General features: G+C 67.7%; 19 protein-coding genes. 12 read left to right on the plus strand and 7 right to left on the minus strand.

Features of this window, described 5'->3' with window-relative positions; genetic code table 11:
• Positions 1–35 precede the first annotated feature (35 nt).
• Both EPN98_RS15110 and EPN98_RS15115 read right to left on the minus strand, forming a co-directional pair.
• A complete protein-coding gene (locus EPN98_RS15110; RefSeq protein WP_293363731.1) occupies positions 36–2648 on the minus strand; it encodes a TonB-dependent receptor in 2613 nt (870 codons plus the stop codon).
• 105 nt (positions 2649–2753) lie between these two features.
• Positions 2754–5582 carry a TonB-dependent receptor gene (locus EPN98_RS15115; RefSeq protein ID WP_293363732.1) on the minus strand — a complete coding sequence of 943 codons (2829 nt, stop codon included), beginning with the start codon at positions 5580–5582 and terminating at the stop codon, positions 2754–2756.
• Positions 5583–6088: 506 nt separating this feature from the next.
• On the opposite strand from EPN98_RS15115, the gene ilvD reads away from it, so the two are divergent.
• Together ilvD and EPN98_RS15125 are read left to right on the plus strand one after the other, a co-directional pair.
• Positions 6089–7819: a dihydroxy-acid dehydratase gene (ilvD, locus tag EPN98_RS15120; RefSeq protein WP_293363733.1), complete on the plus strand. Its 1731-nt coding sequence runs from the start codon at positions 6089–6091 to the stop codon at positions 7817–7819.
• 4 nt (positions 7820–7823) lie between these two features.
• Complete coding sequence (locus EPN98_RS15125; RefSeq protein WP_293363734.1) at positions 7824–8513, plus strand: aspartate/glutamate racemase family protein; 690 nt, start codon at positions 7824–7826, stop codon at positions 8511–8513.
• Between the two features lie 3 nt (positions 8514–8516).
• Here EPN98_RS15125 and EPN98_RS15130 read toward each other — a convergent pair whose 3' ends face one another.
• The 4 genes from EPN98_RS15130 to xth are packed head-to-tail and all read right to left on the minus strand — an operon-like array spanning position 8517 to position 11329.
• Complete coding sequence (locus EPN98_RS15130; RefSeq protein ID WP_293363735.1) at positions 8517–9206, minus strand: NnrU family protein; 690 nt, start codon at positions 9204–9206, stop codon at positions 8517–8519.
• Positions 9207–9234: 28 nt separating this feature from the next.
• Positions 9235–9915 carry a hypothetical protein gene (locus tag EPN98_RS15135; RefSeq protein ID WP_293363736.1) on the minus strand — a complete coding sequence of 227 codons (681 nt, stop codon included), beginning with the start codon at positions 9913–9915 and terminating at the stop codon, positions 9235–9237.
• A gap of 31 nt (positions 9916–9946) precedes the next feature.
• A complete protein-coding gene (locus tag EPN98_RS15140) occupies positions 9947–10546 on the minus strand; it encodes a GNAT family N-acetyltransferase (RefSeq protein ID WP_293363737.1) in 600 nt (199 codons plus the stop codon).
• Positions 10547–10549: 3 nt separating this feature from the next.
• Positions 10550–11329 (minus strand): exodeoxyribonuclease III, encoded by a 780-nt coding sequence (gene xth / locus EPN98_RS15145; protein WP_293363738.1) that lies wholly within the window; start codon positions 11327–11329, stop codon positions 10550–10552.
• A gap of 127 nt (positions 11330–11456) precedes the next feature.
• Here xth and EPN98_RS15150 point away from each other — a divergent pair, with 127 nt between their 5' ends.
• The gene (locus EPN98_RS15150; RefSeq protein ID WP_293363739.1) at positions 11457–12215 is read left to right on the plus strand and encodes a hypothetical protein; all 759 of its coding nucleotides are present in this window, start codon (positions 11457–11459) and stop codon (positions 12213–12215) included.
• Here EPN98_RS15150 and erpA read toward each other — a convergent pair.
• Positions 12212–12544, minus strand: a complete 333-nt coding sequence (erpA, locus tag EPN98_RS15155; protein WP_293363740.1) for an iron-sulfur cluster insertion protein ErpA — start codon at positions 12542–12544, stop codon at positions 12212–12214. The two genes, EPN98_RS15150 and erpA, sit on opposite strands and share 4 nt — an antisense overlap.
• A gap of 84 nt (positions 12545–12628) precedes the next feature.
• On the opposite strand from erpA, the gene EPN98_RS15160 reads away from it, so the two are divergent.
• The 9 genes from EPN98_RS15160 to tatC all read left to right on the plus strand — a co-directional run bounded on the left by EPN98_RS15160 (position 12629) and on the right by tatC (position 19281).
• The gene (locus EPN98_RS15160) at positions 12629–13807 is read left to right on the plus strand and encodes a deoxyguanosinetriphosphate triphosphohydrolase (protein ID WP_293363741.1); all 1179 of its coding nucleotides are present in this window, start codon (positions 12629–12631) and stop codon (positions 13805–13807) included.
• A 33-nt stretch (positions 13808–13840) separates the two neighbouring features.
• Positions 13841–14047, plus strand: a complete 207-nt coding sequence (locus EPN98_RS15165; RefSeq protein ID WP_293363742.1) for a hypothetical protein — start codon at positions 13841–13843, stop codon at positions 14045–14047.
• 129 nt (positions 14048–14176) lie between these two features.
• Complete coding sequence (locus EPN98_RS15170; protein WP_293363743.1) at positions 14177–15016, plus strand: SPOR domain-containing protein; 840 nt, start codon at positions 14177–14179, stop codon at positions 15014–15016.
• Complete coding sequence (nagZ, locus tag EPN98_RS15175; RefSeq protein WP_293363744.1) at positions 15013–16038, plus strand: beta-N-acetylhexosaminidase; 1026 nt, start codon at positions 15013–15015, stop codon at positions 16036–16038. Before EPN98_RS15170 ends, nagZ begins: the two co-directional genes overlap by 4 nt.
• Positions 16035–16844: a ScpA family protein gene (locus EPN98_RS15180; RefSeq protein WP_293363745.1), complete on the plus strand. Its 810-nt coding sequence runs from the start codon at positions 16035–16037 to the stop codon at positions 16842–16844. Before nagZ ends, EPN98_RS15180 begins: the two co-directional genes overlap by 4 nt.
• The gene (gene scpB / locus EPN98_RS15185; protein ID WP_293363746.1) at positions 16841–17485 is read left to right on the plus strand and encodes an SMC-Scp complex subunit ScpB; all 645 of its coding nucleotides are present in this window, start codon (positions 16841–16843) and stop codon (positions 17483–17485) included. The genes EPN98_RS15180 and scpB overlap by 4 nt, the downstream gene beginning before the upstream one ends.
• 98 nt (positions 17486–17583) lie before the next feature.
• Positions 17584–17787, plus strand: coding sequence for a twin-arginine translocase TatA/TatE family subunit (locus EPN98_RS15190; RefSeq protein WP_293363747.1), 204 nt, complete (start codon positions 17584–17586; stop codon positions 17785–17787).
• A 70-nt stretch (positions 17788–17857) separates the two neighbouring features.
• Positions 17858–18394, plus strand: coding sequence for a Sec-independent protein translocase protein TatB (gene tatB / locus EPN98_RS15195; protein WP_293363748.1), 537 nt, complete (start codon positions 17858–17860; stop codon positions 18392–18394).
• Complete coding sequence (tatC, locus tag EPN98_RS15200) at positions 18391–19281, plus strand: twin-arginine translocase subunit TatC (protein ID WP_293363749.1); 891 nt, start codon at positions 18391–18393, stop codon at positions 19279–19281. Before tatB ends, tatC begins: the two co-directional genes overlap by 4 nt.
• The last annotated feature ends 98 nt before the right edge of the window (positions 19282–19379 follow it).

Consider the following 19379-nt stretch of genomic DNA (forward strand, 5'->3'; position numbering starts at 1 on the left):
GCCGGACGCCCCAACCCGTCGCCGGGCCCTCCAGATCAGAAGAAGCGGTACTGCACCTCCACGCCGTACGTGCGCGGCGGGTTCAGCTCGAACGTGCTGTTCTGCCCGAACACGCCGGTGCGGTCGGCGGTCGGATTGGCGAAGGTGGGCGTCGTGCCGGCGCGCCGGCCGGCGGTGGCCCCGTTCGCATAGCCCTCGTCGTTCAGGACGTTCTTGGCGTAGCCGATGATCGTGAAGCGATCTTCCTTGTCACGCCAGACGAGCCGCAGGTCGACCTGATCGAAGTCCGGCGACTTGTAGTAGCTACGGTTGAAGATCGAGCCGTACTGGGCCCCCCGCCAAACCCACGTCGCCGAACCCGTCAGGCTGCCGGCGTCGAACTCCCACGTGTAGTTGCCGTTGATCGTGAAGCGGTGCTTCGCCGAATTGGGCAGCGCGTAGCCCTCGAGGTCCTGCAGGAACTGCGGACCGGCGCAGAAGGCGTCGACGACCGTGGTCGCCCGCGTCCGCCGCGCATTCGGCGCCTGGGCGCAGCTGTCGGCGCCGTCGATGGCGAGACCCTCTTTGATCTCGGTGTCGAGGAACGAGTAGTTCGCCAGGATCTGCAGGTTGTTGATCGGCTGCCAGATGGTCTCCAGCTCGAGGCCTTTGGACTCGGCCTTCGGCACGTTGAACAGCACCGAGTTAGCCGTGCCGCCCGCCGTGGCGGAGGGCTGGGACAGCGGCACCTGGGCGTTCTTGTAGCGGTAGTAGAAGAGGCCGGCGTTGACCTGCAGCGTGGGCCCGATGTTGGTCTTCAGGCCCATTTCGAAGCTGTCCAGAGTCTCCTTCTCGGTCCGCGGGTCGGCGCCCAGGGACGTATCGATGCCGATGCGGAAGCCGCCGGCCTTGTAGCCGCGGCTGTACTTGGCATAGCCCATCGTGTCTTCGGTGGGCGTGTACTGGAAGCCGAGCGTGCCGGTCACGGCGCTCCATTTGTCGTCGTAGAGACGGGTCTTGAAGCCGCTGACCGGGTCGTAGGTCGTCGAGACGACGCCCTCACCGCCGGCCAGGCCGAGAACGGGCGTCACGTCGACGGGAAGGCCGGCGTTCAGGGTGCCGGGGGCAAAGACGATCCGGACCCGCTCGTAGCCGTGCTTATGGTCGGTGCCGTAGCGCAGGCCGACCGTGGTCTTCCACTTCGGTGCGAACTCCCAGTCGATCTGGGTGAAGATCGCCTTGGAGTGCAGGTTGAAGTGCGGGCGGTCATCGTAGATCCGACGCAACGGAGCCGACGGCGCGAGGCCGCCAACTGCGCTGGCGACGATGCCGTCGAGCCGCGTTTCGTCCGGCAGCTGGGTGAAGACCGGCTGGTCGTAGGTCTCATGGTAGAGGAACGCGCCGAAGACGTACTGCAGCGGCCCGTCGCCGGTTGAGATCAGGTTGATCTCGTGGCTCCACCACTCTTCCTTCTCCTGGTAGTCGAACTCGTAGCGCGTGGGATAGGTCTGGCGGCCCGTGCCCGCGGCAAGGCACGCCGGGATGGAGGCCGCCGGCAGCGTGTGGCAGGTCGAGTAGGATTGCACGCCCGTGCCGTCCTGATCGCCGGTCAGGAAGTAGTGATACTTGGTGCCGCCGGTCACATACTTCAGGTCGAAGTCGTCGGCATGGTAGGTCCAGTGGTTGGCGACGATGATGGTGTTGGTCAGCCGCACCGTTCCGGGCGTGTTCACGCAGATCTTCCGCGAGTTCCCGATCGCCACGTTCGTCGCGGGGCAGCCTCCAGCGTCGACGTTCGTGGCCAGGCCCGAGTAGGCGAAGCCGGCATTCGGGACCAGGTTGTTGGCCTGCGACTGCTGAGCGGTGTTGTAGGGGAAGGGCGCCCAGCTGGAGCGCGAGCCCGGGCCCCCGCCGCCATTGTCCCAATGGATCAGGCTGACCTTGAGCCAGGTCTCGAGGCGGTCGCTGAACTGGATCGCCAACTGGCCTTCGAAGAAGGTCGTGTCGATCACGCCGCCTTCGTCGCGGGCGTCCGGGTCGGTGCTGATGTTCTCGAACCAGCCCTTGGTCTGCTTGTCCCAGTTGCCGACCAGACGGAACTGCATCCAGTCGGTAATCGGGCCCGAGATGGCGCCTTCGAGCAGGCGGCGGTTGTAGTTCTGGTAGGTCCCGCGCACCTCGCCGTACCACTCCTCGGTCGGCCGGCGGGAGACGATGTTGATTGCGCCGCCAATGGAATTGCGTCCGTACAGCGTGCCCTGGGGACCGCGCAGCACTTCCAGACGTTCGATGAAGATAGGGGTTTCGCCAGCCTGGACCGTGGACGTGGAATAGATGCCGTCCGAATACACGGCCACCGACGAGTCGGCGGCGTGCGAGTTGTTCAGACGGCCGACCCCGCGCAGCGAGATGCGGTCGGTCTGGGTCGAGTACTGCAGGCCCGGCGTGAAGTTCGTCATGTCCTGGACGGTGTTGATCCCGACCAGATCGCGCTTCTCGGCGGTGAACGCCGAGATCGCCACCGGCACGTCCTGCAGGCTCGCTTCCCGCTTCTCGGCCGTGACTACCAGCTCTTCGATCGTGTTGACGCTTTGGGCCTGGGCGGCGGCGCCGACCAGAGTTGCGACCAGCAGTGTGCTGGACGCCAGCAAGTGGTGTCTGAACCTCATTGGGCTGCCTCCCCGCAGCATCATGTGGGCGGTTGGGCCGCCCGTTCTGGCGACGCGTTCGGGGGTCGCCGGTTCATGCGCCGGCGTTCCCCCTACACTGAAAACTCAGAAGAACTTGTAGCGAAGCTCGACCCCGTAGGTCCGCGGCGGCGTGACGTAGAACGTCTTGCGGATGCCCTGGACGCAGTTGCGCGTCCCGGCCGCGCCAGCGACCGGAGAACACGTCAGGCCGGCGACCGGCTGTGCGCCGTAGACGCTGGAATAGCCGCCGTGCAGACGCTCGGCCGTGGCCCCCTGATCGTAGCCGATCGTGTCGAAGATGTTCTTCACGTAGCCGATGAACTCGTACTTGTCGTCGGCCGACTTCCAGAGCAGGCGGGCGTCCACCTGATCCCAGGACGGGGCCTCGTAGTACCAGCGCTTGAAGAGGCCGCCATAGGACTTGTCACGCCAGGCGTACGAGATGTTGGCGGTCAGCGAGCCGGGTTCAAAGTCCCAGGTGTAGTTGGCCGCGATCGCGAACTTGTGCCGCGGCGCATTGGGGAGGTCGCCCCCCTTCAGGCTCTGCTCGCGAATAAACCCGTTGTTCGGCAGGCCTGCCGTGAAGTCGTCGACAGCGCAGGCCGAGTTGTTGACACACTGGGCGAAGGTCAGAAGCGGCTGCGCGCCCGGCTGGATCGCCGTCCGGTCGACGCCGTCGACCGCGGCGCCTTTGCGGATATTGGCGTCAATGTAGGCGTAGGTGCCGATGATCTGCAGGTTCTCGATCGGCTGCCACAGGATCTCGGCTTCGAAGCCGCGCGAGCGCGCCTTCGGTACGTTGTAGAACGCCGTCGTCGTCGAGCCGATGGCCGTGCCGGCGATCCGGGTGATCGGAATCTGCAGGTTCTGGTAGTCGTAGTTGTACACGGCGAGGTTCGTCTGGAGCGAGGAGCCCCAGGTGCGCTTCATGCCCAGCTCGAACGAGTCGACCGACTCCTTGTCCGAGTAGGGCAACTGGCTGATCACCGTGAAGATGCCGATGTTGAAGCCGCCCGACCGGTAGCCGCGCGCGTAGCTGGCATAGACCAGCGTGTCGTCGTCCGGCGTCCACTCCGCCTTCGCGGTCCCGGTAACGGCCGACCATTTCGCATCGTACTCGCGGCTCGCGAAGCCGGTGGCAGGATCGTAGGTCGTGCGCCCCACGACACCTCTGTCGACGCGGCTAATGCCGGCGCCGCCCTGTCCGTTGGCGACGACGCCCGCGCCCGGACCCGTGAGGTCGATCAGGAGCGGGAAGACTTCCGGCGGGAAGCCGACGCAGGCCGGCAGGCCGAAGCATAGGATGCGTGTCGACTCGGTGCCGTACTTGCGGTCATGCGAGTACCGAATGCCACCGGTCAGAGTGAGCGTCGGCGAGACCTCGTAGCTGGCTTGGCCGTAGAAGGCGTAGGAGGTGTTCTTCACATCCGGGCGGTTATCGAAGCGACGCCCGTTGCCTGGTGCGCAGGGCGCAGCCACCGGCAGCGACGTCTGGCCGCCGGACGCGCAGACGGCGGGCGGCGTCGAGCGCCACTGCACTTGCCGCGGGTCCTCGGTGGTCGAGACCGGCTGCTTGTAGGCCTGGTGGTAGTAGTAGGCGCCGGCGATCCACTGGAAGGGGCCTTCCGTGGTGGAGACCAGGTTCAGCTCGTTGGAGATGAAGCCGTTCCGCTCCTGATAGTCGAACCGCTCTTGCGGATAGACGATCAGCGGCGCGCCGCCGACCGCCGAGTTCAGGCTGTATTGCAGGATCGAGGGGTCGCGCGTGCCGTTGGGGGTCGACCCGTTCAGGTGGTACCAATAGCGTGTGCCGCCGACGATGTACTTAATGTCGAACTTGTCGGCGTGGTACGTCCAGTGGCTGGCCACCGTGTACGCGTTGGGCACCCGGACCGTATAGCTCTGGGGTCGATTGAAGAGCCACGGGCTCTCATGCGAGGCGTTGACGCAAGGATTTGGCCCCGCGCCGACCACGTTGACGGCAAGTCCGCTACAGCCGAAGCCGGGATTGAAGTGGCTCGCCGCGTCGTAATACTGGCTGATGTCCCAGCCGTTGCCGCCGTTACGATTGGTGGCGCTGACATCGGGCAGAATCGTGCCGTTCAGATCGTAGATGTTGGGCGACCACCCGCCTGAAGAGGCGCCCGGACCGCCCGCGCCGTTGCGCCAGTTGGTGTAACCGAGCTTGGTCCACATCTCGACGCGCTCGGAGAACTTCACGTCGAACTGAACCTCGCCGTAGAAGGTGTCGAGAACGTTGCCTTCCGAGGGCATGCCCGGAACGATGTTCTTGGCCCACCCCTTGCTCTGGCGCTCCCAGTTGGCGGCGACACGAAACTTGACCTGGTCGCTGATTGGGCCTGAGGCCGCCGCTTCCAGCACCGAGCGGTTGTAGTTGCCGTAGGTGGCGCGCGCCTCGGCGTACGGCGTGTCTGTCGGCCGTCGAGAGAGGATGTTGATCGCGCCGGCGATGGAGTTGCGTCCGTACAGCGTGCCCTGCGGCCCCCGCAGCACCTCGACCCGGTCGAGGAACAGCGTCGAGGACCCGGCGCGCACCGCGAAGGTCTCGTAGACCCCGTCGGCGTAGTTCGCGACCGAAGCATCGGCCGACAGCACGTTGGTTAGGCGACCCAGGCCGCGCAAAGACACCCGGTCGGTGGCGGTCGAATACTGCAGACCCGGCGTGAAGTTGGTCATGTCCTGAATGGACTGAATGCCGACGATGTCGCGCTGTTCGGATGTGAACGCCGAAATGGCGACCGGCACGTCCTGAAGACTCTGCTCGCGCTTCTCAGCCGTAACGACCAACTCGGCGATGGTGTTGGTGTTTGCGCTGCTCTGAGCGTGAGCGGATGCGCCGACGAAGGCGGCCAGCATAGCACTGGACGCCAACAGATATGGCCTGAAACCCATCTGGACTGCCTCCCCGCAGCTTTTGATGTCAGCGCTATTCTCTGCGCTTAGAAGGCAAGCTGAAGCAGGTCCGGGAAGCCGTCAACGCACATTCCGACTTGTGAACAGCGTTAAGTTAATAGGCCTAAGTTACCGCCTAAGCTGGAGGGAAGTCGTGCCTTCTTATCTGCTTGTAAGCGGCACAGTTTTGGGTGATCCTCTTACGGTTTCTGACTTTGTTCATCCCAACAACAACCTGAGGGCGCGCGAAAGCGCGCCCTATTTGTTTTGAGCGGGCCTCAAATTGGCCATGCTGGACGTCTATTTCGCGAATGCGAAATAAACCGAAACCTTACGAAATAACGGATCGCGCCGCCCCACGTACCATCGTTATGCGCAGTGCAACATGTTACGTCAGCGGGCCGGTGATACAGCTTGGGGTTGATCGGGCGGCCGCAATTCGGCGCGCTCTTTCGTCTGGGGCGGGTCGCCCTTAGAGAGTGTGTCTCAAGTCGGAGGCTCAGCCCATGCATCGCAACCCGGACGGATCCTGGGACAAATCCAGGCTGCCCAGCCGACACACGACGATCGGCCCGTCCAAGGCTCCGCACCGGTCGTACTACTACGCCATGGGCCTCGGCAGCCGCGACATTGCGCAGCCGTTCGTCGGCGTGGCGCATTGCGGCAACCAGTCAGCCCCCTGCAACACCGCGCTCGAGCGCCAGGCCCACGCCGCGGCCGAGGGCGTGAAGGCCGCCGGCGCGACGCCGCGTGAGTTCTCGACCATCACGGTCACCGACGGCATCGCCATGGGCCACGAGGGGATGCGCTCATCGCTGGTCAGCCGCGAGGTCATCGCCGACTCGGTCGAGCTCAGCGTCCGCGGCCACGCCTATGACGCGCTGGTGGGCATCGCCGGCTGCGACAAGAGCCTGCCCGGCATGATGATGGCCATGCTGCGCCTGAACGTGCCGAGTGTGTTTCTTTACGGCGGCTCGATCCTGCCCGGCCGCCTGGACGGCCAGGACCTGACCGTCCAGGACGTGTTCGAGGCCGTGGGCCAGTTCTCCGCGGGGACCATCAGCGAGGAGCGGCTCTGCCAGGTGGAGCAGCACGCCTGCCCGGGCGACGGCGCCTGCGGCGGCCAGTTCACCGCCAACACTATGGCGCTGGTGTCCGAGGCCATAGGCCTGGCCTTGCCGCTGAGTTCGTCGTTGCCGGCGACCTATCTGAGCCGCGACGACTATGCCCGCGCCTCAGGGGCCGCGGTGGTGCGCCTGATCGAGCAGAACATCCGCCCGCGTGACATCTGCACCCGTAAGGCGTTCGAGAACGCCGCGGTCGTGGTGGCGGCCACCGGCGGTTCGACCAACGGCGGCCTGCACCTGCCGGCCATGGCGCACGAGTGCGGGATCGAGTTCACGCTACGCGACTTTGCCGAGATCTGCGCCCGCACCCCCTACATCGCCGACCTGAAACCCGGCGGTCGTTTCGTGGCCAAGGACATGGGCGAGGCGGGCGGCGCGCCCATGCTGATCAAGACGCTGCTGGAGGGCGGCTACCTGCACGGCGACTGCATGACTGTGACCGGCAAGACGCTGGCCGAGAACGTGGCCGACGTGAAGTGGCGCGACGACCAGGAGGTGATCCGCCCCGTCTCCAACCCGCTGTCGCCCACCGGCGGCGTGGTGGGCCTGTGGGGCAATCTGGCCCCCGACGGCGCGATCGTGAAGGTGGCCGGCCTGAAGCACATCAAGCACCGCGGTCCGGCCCGGGTGTTCGACGGCGAGGAAGCCTGCTTCGCTGCGGTGGAGGCGCGCGACTACAAGGAAGGCGACGTGCTGGTCATCCGCTACGAGGGCGCCAAGGGTGGCCCCGGCATGCGCGAGATGCTGTCGACCACCGCGGCGCTGTACGGCCAGGGCGTGGAGAACATCGCACTGATCACCGACGGCCGTTTCTCCGGCGCGACCCGGGGCCTGTGCGTCGGCCACGTGGGTCCGGAAGCGCAGGCGGGCGGCCCTATCGGCCTAGTGAAGGATGGCGACATCATCAGCATCGACGCCGAGACCGGCTCGATCGAGCTGGAGGTCGATGCGGCCGAGCTGGAACGCCGCAAGGCCGACTGGAAGCCGCGCAAGACCAATTACCAGACCGGCGCGATCTGGAAGTTCGCCCAGATGGTGGGCCCGGTGCACCTGGGCGCCACGACCCACCCTGGAGCTGCGGCCGAGACGCACGTCTTCGCCGACCTTTGACGCCGTGAAGACGATCGGCGTCCTGGGCGGGATGAGCGCGGAGTCCACCGCGCTCTACTATCGCGAGCTGAACCGGCTGGTGCGCGAGCGCCTTGGCGGACTGCATTCGGCCGAACTGTTGATCCGCTCGGTGGACTTCGCACCGATCGCCGAGCTGCAGGCGCGGGACGACTGGGCGGCCACCGGTGCGCTGCTGGCGGAGGCGGCGCGACGGCTGGAAGGGGCGGGGGCTGAGGCGATCATCCTGGCCACCAACACCATGCACCTGAACGCCGAGGCGATCCGTGCGGCGATCAGCGTGCCGTTCCTGCATATCGGCGATGCTACCGCGGCGGCGCTGACAGCGAGGGGCGTCAAGCGGCCGCTTCTGCTGGCCACGCGCTTCACCATGGAGAAGGCGTTCTACAAGGACCGGCTGATCGCCGCCGGCCTCGATCCCCTGGTCCCCGATCCGGCCGACCGGGATCGCCTGCAGGCGATCATCTACGACGAGCTGTGCCAGGGCGTCGTGAAGCCCACCTCGACGGCGGCCGGGATGATGATGGTCGAGCGTGGACTGGCCGCCGGCGCCGACGGGGTCATCTTCGGTTGCACCGAGGTGGGCTTGCTGCTGAGGCCCGAGGATGTCGGCGTGCCGGTGGTCGACACCGCGCTGGTCCACTGCGAGGCGGCGGTGGATTTCGCGCTGGGTTGATCCTCAGGGCAGGGCGGCGACCCCGAACAGATAAGGGTGACCCAGGGCCAGCGCCGCCCAGACCGCCACCGCAGCCAAGAGGCGCCAGGCCCCGATCTCGCCCAAATTCAGCGTCTGGCGGCCTGAGAGGATCGCGGCGAACGGCACGTTCGAGGTCTGGCTGGTGAAGGCGTCGTAGGCGGGCCCCAGGGTGCGGCGCCGCTTGGCGTCGATGCTGGCCGTCCCGAACAGCGCCAGCGCCAGCATCGCGCCGAACAGCACCAGGGCCGCCGGCTCGCCGTTCACCACCAGATGGCCGAACGCCCAGACAGCGACGCCCCACAGGAACGGGTGGCGGGTGATCCGCACCATCCCCTTCACCGCATCGGGCCGCTCCAGCACGTCTTCCTGGCGTACGCTGGTCGGGTTGGGCGTAGTGAGCCCCGGCACGATCAGCAGCATGGCGAGCAACTGCAGGCCCACCTGCACGTGGCGTGAGGCCTCGCCCACCGTCCAGAGGGGGGTGGCCGGCTCGCTGCGAGCCTGGGCGAAGGCGAACCCGAGCCAGGCGAGGCCTGCCACGGACGCCAGCGAGAAGAGGCCCATATAGGGGCCCTGGCCGATCCGGCCGGTAAGTGCGTCACGGAGCCGGGTGCCCGAAACGAGCAGATGCAGCAGGACGAAGAAGGCGGCGGCGGCGATCAGGTTCGACATGAGGCCCTCGCTCTTTTGATTTACGTCGTCAATTTATAACATCTTCGGGGTCGTCTTCAATCGGCTCGTCGTCGAGGTCGTCGAAAAGCGGGCCGGCCGGCGCGGCGATGGGGGCGGCCGCGGCGGCGCGGACCGGCGACGGGGCGGGAGCCTGAACCGACGCCGGCGCGACCGCCCGCGGCGTGATCGGCCGACGCAGCACCGACTCCATGCGCGCCATCCAGCGGTTGGCTTCGGCCAAGGCTTCGTCGGGCTCCAGGCGACCGCGGCGCCCGACATCCTCGGGTCGCCAGAGATCGAGCTCGAAGTCTGGATGGTTTGGATCGTCGAAGATGAACCGCAGTCGCACGCGCTCCTGAGGCTGGGCCAGCTGATCCAGGGCGCGGCGCGGCTCGCCGCGGAAGGCCCTCGCCGCCACCTGTCGGTCGACGATCAGCTCGACGCCCAACAGTTCGTCCAGGCCGTAGTCCAGCCGCCAGGCGCCGCGGTCCCAGGCGATGCAGACCTTGGATTGCGCCAGGTCGAAGCCGATGCCGGCGCCCCGCCCGCGGGCGATCAGCAGCGGCTGGGGCGGAGCGCCCAGGGCTTCGGTGAGGGTGCGCCGGATGCGTCGGCCTTCCTCCATGAACCAGACCACCGCCGCGCCCAGCAGCGAGATCGCGCCGCCGGCCAGCGCGAGCAAGGTCAGCAGCCTCGCGATCTCGTCCATGGACCGACGTTACGCTCGATCTGTGAGTCGCCTAAGCCGGGCGGATGACCGGGATGTGCGGGGCCGAGTCCAGGGGCGCCAGACCGGCCAGCCGCGGGTCCTCGATGATCTCCACCTCGCGCCGGAAGGGCTTGAAGCCCGAGCGCATGTAGAACTGCGGCGCGTTGGGATGGTCGAAGGTGCAGGTGTGCACCCAGAAGCGCTTGATTGGGCGCGACCATGCCAGCTCGATCGCCCGGTTCATCATCCAGCGCGCGGCGCCGCCGCCGACCAGCCCTTTGGTGACCCCGAAGAAGGCCAGCTCGCAGGTGTCAGGCTCGAGGAAGTCGAGCTCCAGGATGCCAAGCTCGCCGCCGGGCGCCTCCAGCCGGTAGACCTCGACCACGGGGTCGGCCAGCAGCGCCGCCAGTTCGGCGTCGGGCATCCGCAGGCGCATGAACCACAGCCAGTCGCGGCCCACCGCCGTGTAGAGCGCGCGGTATTCCTCGATCGTGGGGCTGGGCATCCGCCGCAGGGTCCAGCCCGGGTTCTCCACCTCGGGTCGCGGCGCGGGGCGCTCGAACATCTCCAGCGAGGTCACGATCGCAGCGGCCGCGCCCGCCGGCACGTCGTGGAAGCCTTCGGAAAGCATGGGCTAAAGATCCAGTTCGACCATGAGGGGCACGTGGTCGGACGGCTTGTCCCAACCGCGCACGTGCTTGTGGATCGCGACCCCGGTGAGCTTGTCGGCCGCCTGGGGCGAGAGAAGGGCGTGATCGATCCGGATGCCGTTGTTCCGCTGCCAGGCGCCGGCCTGATAGTCCCAGAACGTGAAGGCCCCGGGCGCGCCATCGGCCTGCAGATAGGCCTCGGTCAGACCCAGGTTCTTCAGCGCCCGGAATGCGCCGCGGGTCTGCGGCTGGAAGAGGGCGTCGTCAGTCCAGTTCTCGGGATGCGCCGCGTCGCGCGGCTCGGGGATCACGTTGTAGTCGCCCATCAGACAGAAGGGCTCCTCAAGCACCAACAGGTCGCGGGCATGCGCGCTGAGCCGCTCCATCCAGGCCAGCTTGTATCCGAACTTTTCGGTGCTCACCGGGTTGCCGTTCGGCAGGTAGATCGAGGCGACGCGCACCGGCTCGGGGCCCGAGACGACCGCCTCGACGTAGCGGGCCTGTTCGTCGCCGTCGTCACCCGGCAGTCCGCGGCGGACATCCTCCAGCGGCGTCTTCGAGAGCAGGGCCACGCCGTTGTAGGTCTTCTGGCCATGCACTGCGACATTATAGCCAAGACGTTCAAAGGCTTCGGTCGGAAACTTCTCGTCGATGCACTTGATTTCCTGCAGGCAGGCGACGTCGGGATTGGCCTCCTCGAACCACCGCACGACGGTTTCCAGCCGCGCGTTCACAGAGTTGACGTTCCAGGTGGCGATACGCATCCAGGGCTCCCGTTTCGGGCGTGAAGCTAGTGGCGAGGGCTGCGTTGCTCAATGCCGGTTTGCCAATGCCGCGCCGGCTTGACCTTGCCGCCCGGCCATGGCCTGCCTGGGGGGCAAGGAGGAGCCATTGCGAAGAGCCGCCATCGCATTTTCAGCGCTGCTAGCCACGCCAGCCTGGGCTCAGCCTGTTCCTCCGCCGCAGCTGGACCTACCCAAGCCGGCGCCACCCACCACCACGCTGTCGGGCGAACCGCTGTGCGCGCCTGAAAAGCTGACGCGCATGGTGGTCCGCAACATCTCTCCCGGCCTGCCGGCCGCCGCGCCGGCGGCCCAGCCACGAACGTTGTATCGCCAGGGCGCGCTGTACATGCGCAGCGAGGAGAGCCCCGATCCTTCGCGCGGCCAGCCGGTGGTCATCGTCGCCGAACCCGACATCTGGATGGTCAACCTCTCGACGCGGACAGGCCAGCATCAGGTCGATCCGGGGCCGGAGTTCGTCGTCCGCGCCCCCGTGCTGCCGATGACGGCCGAGACGCCGCCGCAGTTCCGGTCGCTGGAGTACGGCTGCGAGCTCGAGTTCCTGAGGCGCAACGGCGCGGAGTCGCCGATACAGGTGGTCCCCTGGGGCGAGGGCAAGGCGACGGTTCACCAGGTGACGGTGGGCGAGCACATGCTGAGCCTGTTGCTGACGGAGCGGCGGCAGGCGCCCTTGCTGGTGGCGTACTCCCGGGCGGGCAAGGGTGTGTTCATGATGCGCTATGACGAGTTCCGAAACGATCTGACCGATCGTCCCGGACTGTTCGCGCCATCCAAGGACATGAAGATCACGGAAGCGGGCCCGCTCAACAGGCCGGCCGCACCGACCGCGCCGCCGCCGAAGCCCTAGATCGAGAAGCTGACGCCGCAGCCGCAGCTGGACTTGGCGTTGGGATTGCGAATCCGGAATTCCGCGCCGGCCAGTTCGTCGACGAAGTCGATCTCCGAGCCCTTCAGCAGAGCCAGCGATATGACGTCCACCAAGGCGGCCGCGCCATCGCGCTCGACCTTCAGGTCATCCGGCTGCGCTTCGTCCACCAGGTCGAACTGGTACTGGAAGCCAGAGCAGCCGCCGCCCTCCACCGCCACGCGAAGCATGACCGGGCGGCCCTCGGTGGCGCCGATGGCCTGGATGCGTTTCGCCGCGGCGGGCGAGAGGGTGACGTCGATGGTGTTCATGCTTCCGTTAGACGAACGACTGCCCTGGACTATATGAGGGCGCAAGCGGCTTCGACCAAGAGGCCATGCGCTCAGAACGGTTTGATGGCCTCAACGCTCCCACCTCGTGTCGTATACGCTGAACAGCCCGGCCAGTCGCGGGGCCGCAAGGTCCCTGAGGCGGCGAGCCGTACGCGGACCGACTTCGCCCGCGACCGCGACCGCATCATCCACTCGACGGCTTTCCGGAGGCTGAAGGAAAAGACCCAGGTCTTCGTGGCGCACGAAGGCGACCATTTCCGCACGCGGCTGACCCACAGCCTGGAGGTGGCGCAGATCGCCCGGTCGCTCGCGACGGCGCTGGGCCTGGACGCCGACCTGGCCGAGACCATCGCCCTGGCGCACGATCTGGGCCACCCGCCGTTCGGCCACGCCGGCGAGGACGAGCTGCAGGTTCAGATGCAGGGCTACGGCGGCTTCGACCACAACGTGCAGACGTTCCGGGTCGTGACCAAGCTGGAGCGGCGCTATCCCCGGTTCGACGGGCTGAACCTGACCTGGGAAACCCTGGAAGGGGTGATCAAGCACAACGGTCCGGTGATCGACCAGCTGAGCAAGCCATCCTGGAGCGCGATCTCGGAGTTCGATGGGCAGTACGGCCTGCGCCTCGACACCTGGGCGTCGGCCGAGGCCCAGGTCGCGGCCCTGTCGGACGACATCGCCTACAACAATCACGACGTCGACGACGGCGTCTTGGCCGGCCTGTTCAACCTTGATGAGCTGGCTGAGGTGCCGCTGATCGGGCCGCATATCCGCAGCACCTGGGCCGACTATCCCGCGTGCGAACCCGGCATCGTGCGGCTGGAGGCCGTGCGCCGGATGATTGGAGCCATGGTCGACGACGTGATGGCCGAGACCCGCCGCCGGGCCGAGGCCGGGCAGGTGGGGACGGCCGAGGACGTGCGGATGCTGGGCCACGCCCTGGTGTCGTTCTCGCGCGACATGGTCGAGGACCTGGCGGTCCTGCGCCGGTTCCTGATGGAGCGGATGTACCGCCACTGGAAGGTCAACCGCACCCGCAGCCAGGCGCGCCGGATCCTGGCCGAGATGTTCCAGCTGTTCATGGCCGAGCCCGACGTGCTGCCGGCCGAGTGGTTCGCCCGCGCTCAGGCGCGTGACGAGGCGGGGCGGGCGAGGGTGGTCTGCGACTACATCGCCGGCATGACCGACCGCTTCGCCATCGAGGAACACAAGAAGCTGTTCCACCTCGACGTCTGGAACTGACCGCCCGTGGACGTGCTGGTGGTAAGGGCCCCCATGTACCATTCCCCCGGGGACGAGGCGGCCTTCGCGGGCTGGCTACGGCGCATCCGGGCGGTCAACGGCGTGCAGACGCGCGGCCACAACCTGCATATCCAGCTTCGGCCCGGGAAGGTCTCCCAGGACGAGCAGCGTGAGTTCCGGGCTCTCTTCCACCGCTACGGCATGGACACCAGCGAGATCGAGGAACTCGGGCGGCGGTAGGGTTCGTCTCCATCCTGCCGCGATTATCCACCACATCCTCACCGGGCCGTTTCGCGGCCTGTCCCTCCCCGGCAAGGGAGGGAATAAACTCCAATCTCTGCGCACTTGATTCGCCCCGGAGCCCTCGCGATGTCCGACCATGAGCGCGGCGCCTACACGCCGCCGCACGCCGACGCTCCGCTGAGCTTCGATCCGCGCCAGCCGGTGCGCGGCGCCCGGCCGATTCCGTTGACCCTGATCCTCTCGGTGCTGGTGCTGGCGGCGCTGGTGGCGGCGATCCTGTGGTTCTACCAGTCGGGCGTGCGCCAGGCGGGCGAGGCGCCGCAGACGGTAGGCGCCCCGGTGGCCGGCATCAAGGAAGCCGCCAAGGCCGACGCCCAGCCGCAGGATCCCGCCGCCGGCCTGCAAATCTACCGCTCGGACGAGACCGCGGGCCAGCTGCAGACCCTGCCGGCCGAGCCCAAGTTCACCCCGCCGCCCGAAACGCCCCAGGCGCGGCCCACGACGCCGATCGTGGTCACCCAGGCGCCGCCGGTGCAGACTGCCCCCGCCAAGGTCACTCCGCCGCCGGCTGCGACTCAGGCGGCGTTGAAACCCGCCATTCCCGCCACGCCGCCTGCGAAGGCCCCGCCGCCGCCGCCGCAGAAGGTCGCCACGGCGCCAGCGCCGCCGCCGAAGGCCGCGCCCCCACCGCCCGAGAAGAAGGCTCCTGAGCCCAAGGTCGCCGCATCCGCTGGCGGTGCACGGGTGCAGGTGGGCGCCGTGTCGTCGACGGCGCTGGCCGACAAGGCCTGGAGCGACGCCGTCGCCGCCGCGCCCGGTCTCGGCGCCGGCAAGGGCAAGGCCGTGGAGAAGATCGAGGGGGGCACGCTCTACCGCACGTTTGTCACGGGTTTCGCCTCGCGCGGTGACGCTCAGGCGTTCTGCGCCAGGCTCCAGGCCGCCGGAAAGAGCTGCTTCGTCCGGTGAGCTCGGGCGCCTGCATCCTGGGGTGCTCAGGACCTGTCCTGACCTCGCCGGAGCGGGCGCTTTTCGCTGAGGTGCGGCCGTGGGGGTTCATCCTCTTCGCTCGCAACGTCGAGAGCCCCGGCCAGCTTCGGACGCTGACGGCTTCCCTGCGCGAGACGGTGGGGCGGACCGACGCCCCCATCCTGATCGACCAGGAGGGCGGACGCGTGCAGCGCCTGGGGCCGCCGCATTGGGGCCGCTACCCGCCCGGCCGTGACTACGGGGCGCTGAAGGGCGTCGACCCCCTGTATCGCCGAGAGATCGCACGGCTGGGCGGCCGACTGTTGGCGCACGACCTCGCCACCGTGGGAATCAACGTGGACTGCCTGCCCGTGCTGGACGTGCCGACCCCCGGCGCCCACCAGGTGATCGGGGACCGCGCCTATGGCGACGAGCCCGACGAGGTGGCGCTGCTGGGCCGCGCGATGGCCGAGGGCCTGCTGGCCGGCGGTGTGCTCCCGGTGATCAAGCACATCCCCGGGCATGGCCGGGCACAGGCTGACAGCCACCTGGACCTGCCGGTGATCGAGGCCGGCTGGGAAGAACTGGACGCTCGCGACTTCGCGCCATTCCGGGCGCTCTCGGACATGCCGTTGGCGATGACCGCCCACGTCATCTACGCCGCCATCGACCGCAAGCGCCCGGCCACGACCTCGGGCAGCGTCATGCGTACAGCGGTGCGCGGCGCGATCGGCTTCAGCGGGCTGGTGATGTCCGACGATCTTTCGATGAAGGCGCTGCAAGGTGGTTTCCGCGAGCGGGCGGCCGATGCGCGGGCCGCGGGCTGCGACGTGGTCCTGCACTGCAACGGGGATCTGGCCGAGATGGCCGCGGTGGCAGAGGGGGCGGGGCGGTTGCGCGGCCTCCCGGCCCGGCGGGCGCAGGCGGCGCTGGCCAGGCGGCCGAAAGCTGTGGAGCCCTTCGATGCGGCGGCAGGCCGCGCTCGCTTCGACTCCGCGTTTGAGGGAAGGTTCGCGGCATGAGCGGCGGATTCCAGCCATCCCTCGACTTCGCGGCCGCGGCCACCGCCGCCGAGGACGGCGAGGCGCTGATCATCGACGTCGAGGGCTATGAAGGCCCTTTGCACGTCCTGCTGGCGCTGGCCCGCACGCAGAAGGTCGACCTGCTCAAGCTTTCGATCACCAAGCTGGCCGAACAGTACCTGGTGTTCGTTCAGGAGGCGCGCCGGCGCCGCTTCAGCCTGGCGGCCGACTATCTCGTGATGGCGGCCTGGCTGGCCTACCTGAAGTCGCGGCTGCTGCTGCCCAAGCCCGAGCAGCCCAAGGCCGAAGATGCGCCCGCCGAGGAGATGGCCGCCCGCCTGGCCTTCCGCCTCGCCAAGCTGGAAGCCATGCGTAACGCCGCCGAGCTACTGCGCACGGCGCCGCAGCTGGGCCGGGATGTGTTTGGCCGTGGCGACCCCGAGGCCATCCGCATCGTCCCCTCGGGCCGGATCGAGGGAGACCTCTACAGCCTGATGAGCGCCTACATCGGCCAGCGCCAGAAGGAGGCGCAGCGCAGCTACAAGCCCGCCGTCCCCCAAGCCTATCCGCTGGAGGACGCCCGAGACCGCCTGCGCCGCCTGCTGCCTGACCTGGATCGCTGGACGCCGCTGACGGGCGTCGCGCCGATGGGCACGCCGACGGCCGGGCCGACCCGCGCGTCGTATGTGGCCTCGACGCTGTCGGCCAGCCTGGAACTGGTGAAGGAAGGCGCGCTCGAGGCCCGGCAGATCGAAGCCTTCGCCGACATCTATCTGCGCGCCAGGAAGGGGGAGGCGACGACGTGAGCGACGCCCTGGAGACCGCCCGCGAGATCGAGGCGCTGCTGTTCGCCGCTGCGGGGCCGCTGACCGAGGCCGACCTCGCCAAGCGCCTGACCGAGGGCGCCGACGTTGTCGGCGGGCTGGCCCTGCTGGCGCGGCGGTATGAAGGCCACGGGGTGGTGCTGGCCAATGTAGCCGGCGGCTGGCGCTTCCAGACCGCCGAGGACCTGGCCTGGCTGATGACCGAGGAGCGCGACGAGCCGCGCCGCCTCTCGAAAGCCGCCCAGGAGACCCTTGCGATCATCGCCTACCACCAGCCCGTAACCCGCGCCGAGATCGAGTCGGTGCGCGGCGTTCAGGCCAGCAAGGGCACGCTGGATGTGCTGCTGGAGCTGGGCCTGGTGCGGATGCGGGGCCGCCGGCGCACCCCGGGTCGCCCGGTGACCTACGGCACCACCGACGCCTTCCTCGAGCATTACGGTCTGGCGACCCTGAGCGACCTGCCCGGGATGGCCGAGATGAAGGCGGCGGGCCTGCTGTCGCTGGACCTGCCGCCCGACTTCGTGGTGCCGAATCCGGACGCCCCGATCACCGACGAGGACCCGCTGGACGCCGACGCGCCGGAATTCCATGTCGATTTTCTGAGCGAGGATTCTGTTCCCTGATGGGCAGGGACGTTGGCTTGCCCGCCCGGGAGCGACTATATAGCCCCTGAGATTACGGACCCGCGCCGTTGGGGTGGGGTCCAAGGAGAGTTCAGCGCATGGGCGCCCTCAGCATTTGGCACATCGCCCTTATCGTCGTCGTCGCCGCGGTCCTGTTCGGTGGCCGGGGCAAGATTTCCAGCCTGATGGGCGACACGGCCAAGGGCATCCGCGCGTTTCGCGACGGCCTGAAGGGCGACGAAGGGTCGGAAGAGGCCAAGAAGACCCTTCCGTCCGACGAGAAGGACAGCACGCGCGCCTGATCGGCCGCGCGGCACAGGTAATTGCGCCGGCTGCCTTGCCGCGGCCGGCGCTTCTCATTAGGCGTCCCTGATGCTTCCCGAAATCGGCGGACTGGAATGGCTCGTCATCGCGATCGTGGCGCTGGTCGTGATCGGTCCGAAGGACCTGCCGGTGATGATGCGGCGGATGGGCCAGTACATGGCCAAGCTGCGCGGCATGGCCAACGAGTTCCGCGCCAGCTTTGATGAAATGGCCAGGCAGTCGGAACTGGACGATCTTCGCAAGGAGGTCGAGGCCATGCGGCGCGGCCAGTTCGGCAGCACGGACTTCGGCGCCGACATGAATTCCACTGTCAGCGAGATCGAGCAGTCGATGGCCGACGTGGGCGTCCAGCTGCACCCGCCGATGAGCTACCAGTACGACTCATCGACCGCGCCGCCGCTGGAGATTTCGGAAGCGCCGGCGCCCGAGCCGAAGCCAAAGACGCCGCGGGCGAAGAAGGCTGTGAACGTCGCCGAGGGCGCAACGGTCGAGAAGCCGAAGCGCGCGGCCAAGGCCGCAACACCCACTGTCGAGGCTCCCAAGTCGCGCAAGCGGGCGCCCAAGACTGTCGAGGGCGGCGCGTGAGCGACTACGACGACTCTGAAATCGAGGCCTCGCGGGCCCCGCTGCTGGACCACCTGATCGAGCTGCGGAAGCGGCTGATCATCTGTGTGGCTGCGATCATCCTGGGCTTCGCGATCTGCTTCGCCTTCTCTCAGCAGATCTACACGGTGCTGCTGCACCCGTTCAAAATGGCCGCGCAGATGTATGCGGCCACAGGCAAGGGGCATGGCGGGGCCGGCCCGTTCGATCTGCTATTCGTGCTCATCGGCCTGAAGGCGGCGCCGGCGGCCACGGGCACGCTGGAACTGATGTTCACGGCGCCGCTGGAGTTCTTTTTCACGAAGCTGAAGCTGGCCGGCTTCGGCGCGGTGATCCTCACGTTCCCGGTGCTGGCCTGGCAGGTCTACGCCTTCGTGGCGCCGGGCCTCTACAAGCGCGAGCGTCACGCCTTCCTGCCGTTCCTGGTGGCCGCGCCGGTGCTGTTCTCGATGGGCGCGGCGCTGGTCTACTTCATCATCCTGCCCTTTGTGCTGTGGTTCTCGCTGAGCCAGCAGATCATGACCGAGGGCATCGCGGTGCAGTTGCTGCCCAAGGTGTCGGACTATCTGACGCTGGTGACGACGCTGCTGCTCGCCTTCGGGCTCTGTTTCCAGCTGCCGGTGGTGCTGACCCTGCTGGGCCTGGCGGGCATCGTGAACTCGGCGATGCTTTGGAAGGGCTGGCGCTACGCGGTGTTCGCCGTCGTGGTCGTGGCGGCCATCGTGACCCCGCCTGATCCGATCAGCCAGCTGCTGCTCGCGACCCCCATTGTGCTGCTCTATTTCATCTCTATCGGCTGCGTGAAGCTCATCGAGCTGCGCCGGAAGAAGGAAGACGAAGCGGCCGGAACCGACGTCGCCACCACCTGAGCTGGGACAGCCCCGATCCCGTTGGAAGCGGGGTGGGGGGTTGGCCCGGTTCCCGACGCGCTCTAGAGAAACCGCTTCCCTCATCCCCAGCGGCGCCC

The sequence above is a fragment of the Phenylobacterium sp. genome, from assembly GCF_004299445.1.
Taxonomy (GTDB): domain Bacteria; phylum Pseudomonadota; class Alphaproteobacteria; order Caulobacterales; family Caulobacteraceae; genus Phenylobacterium.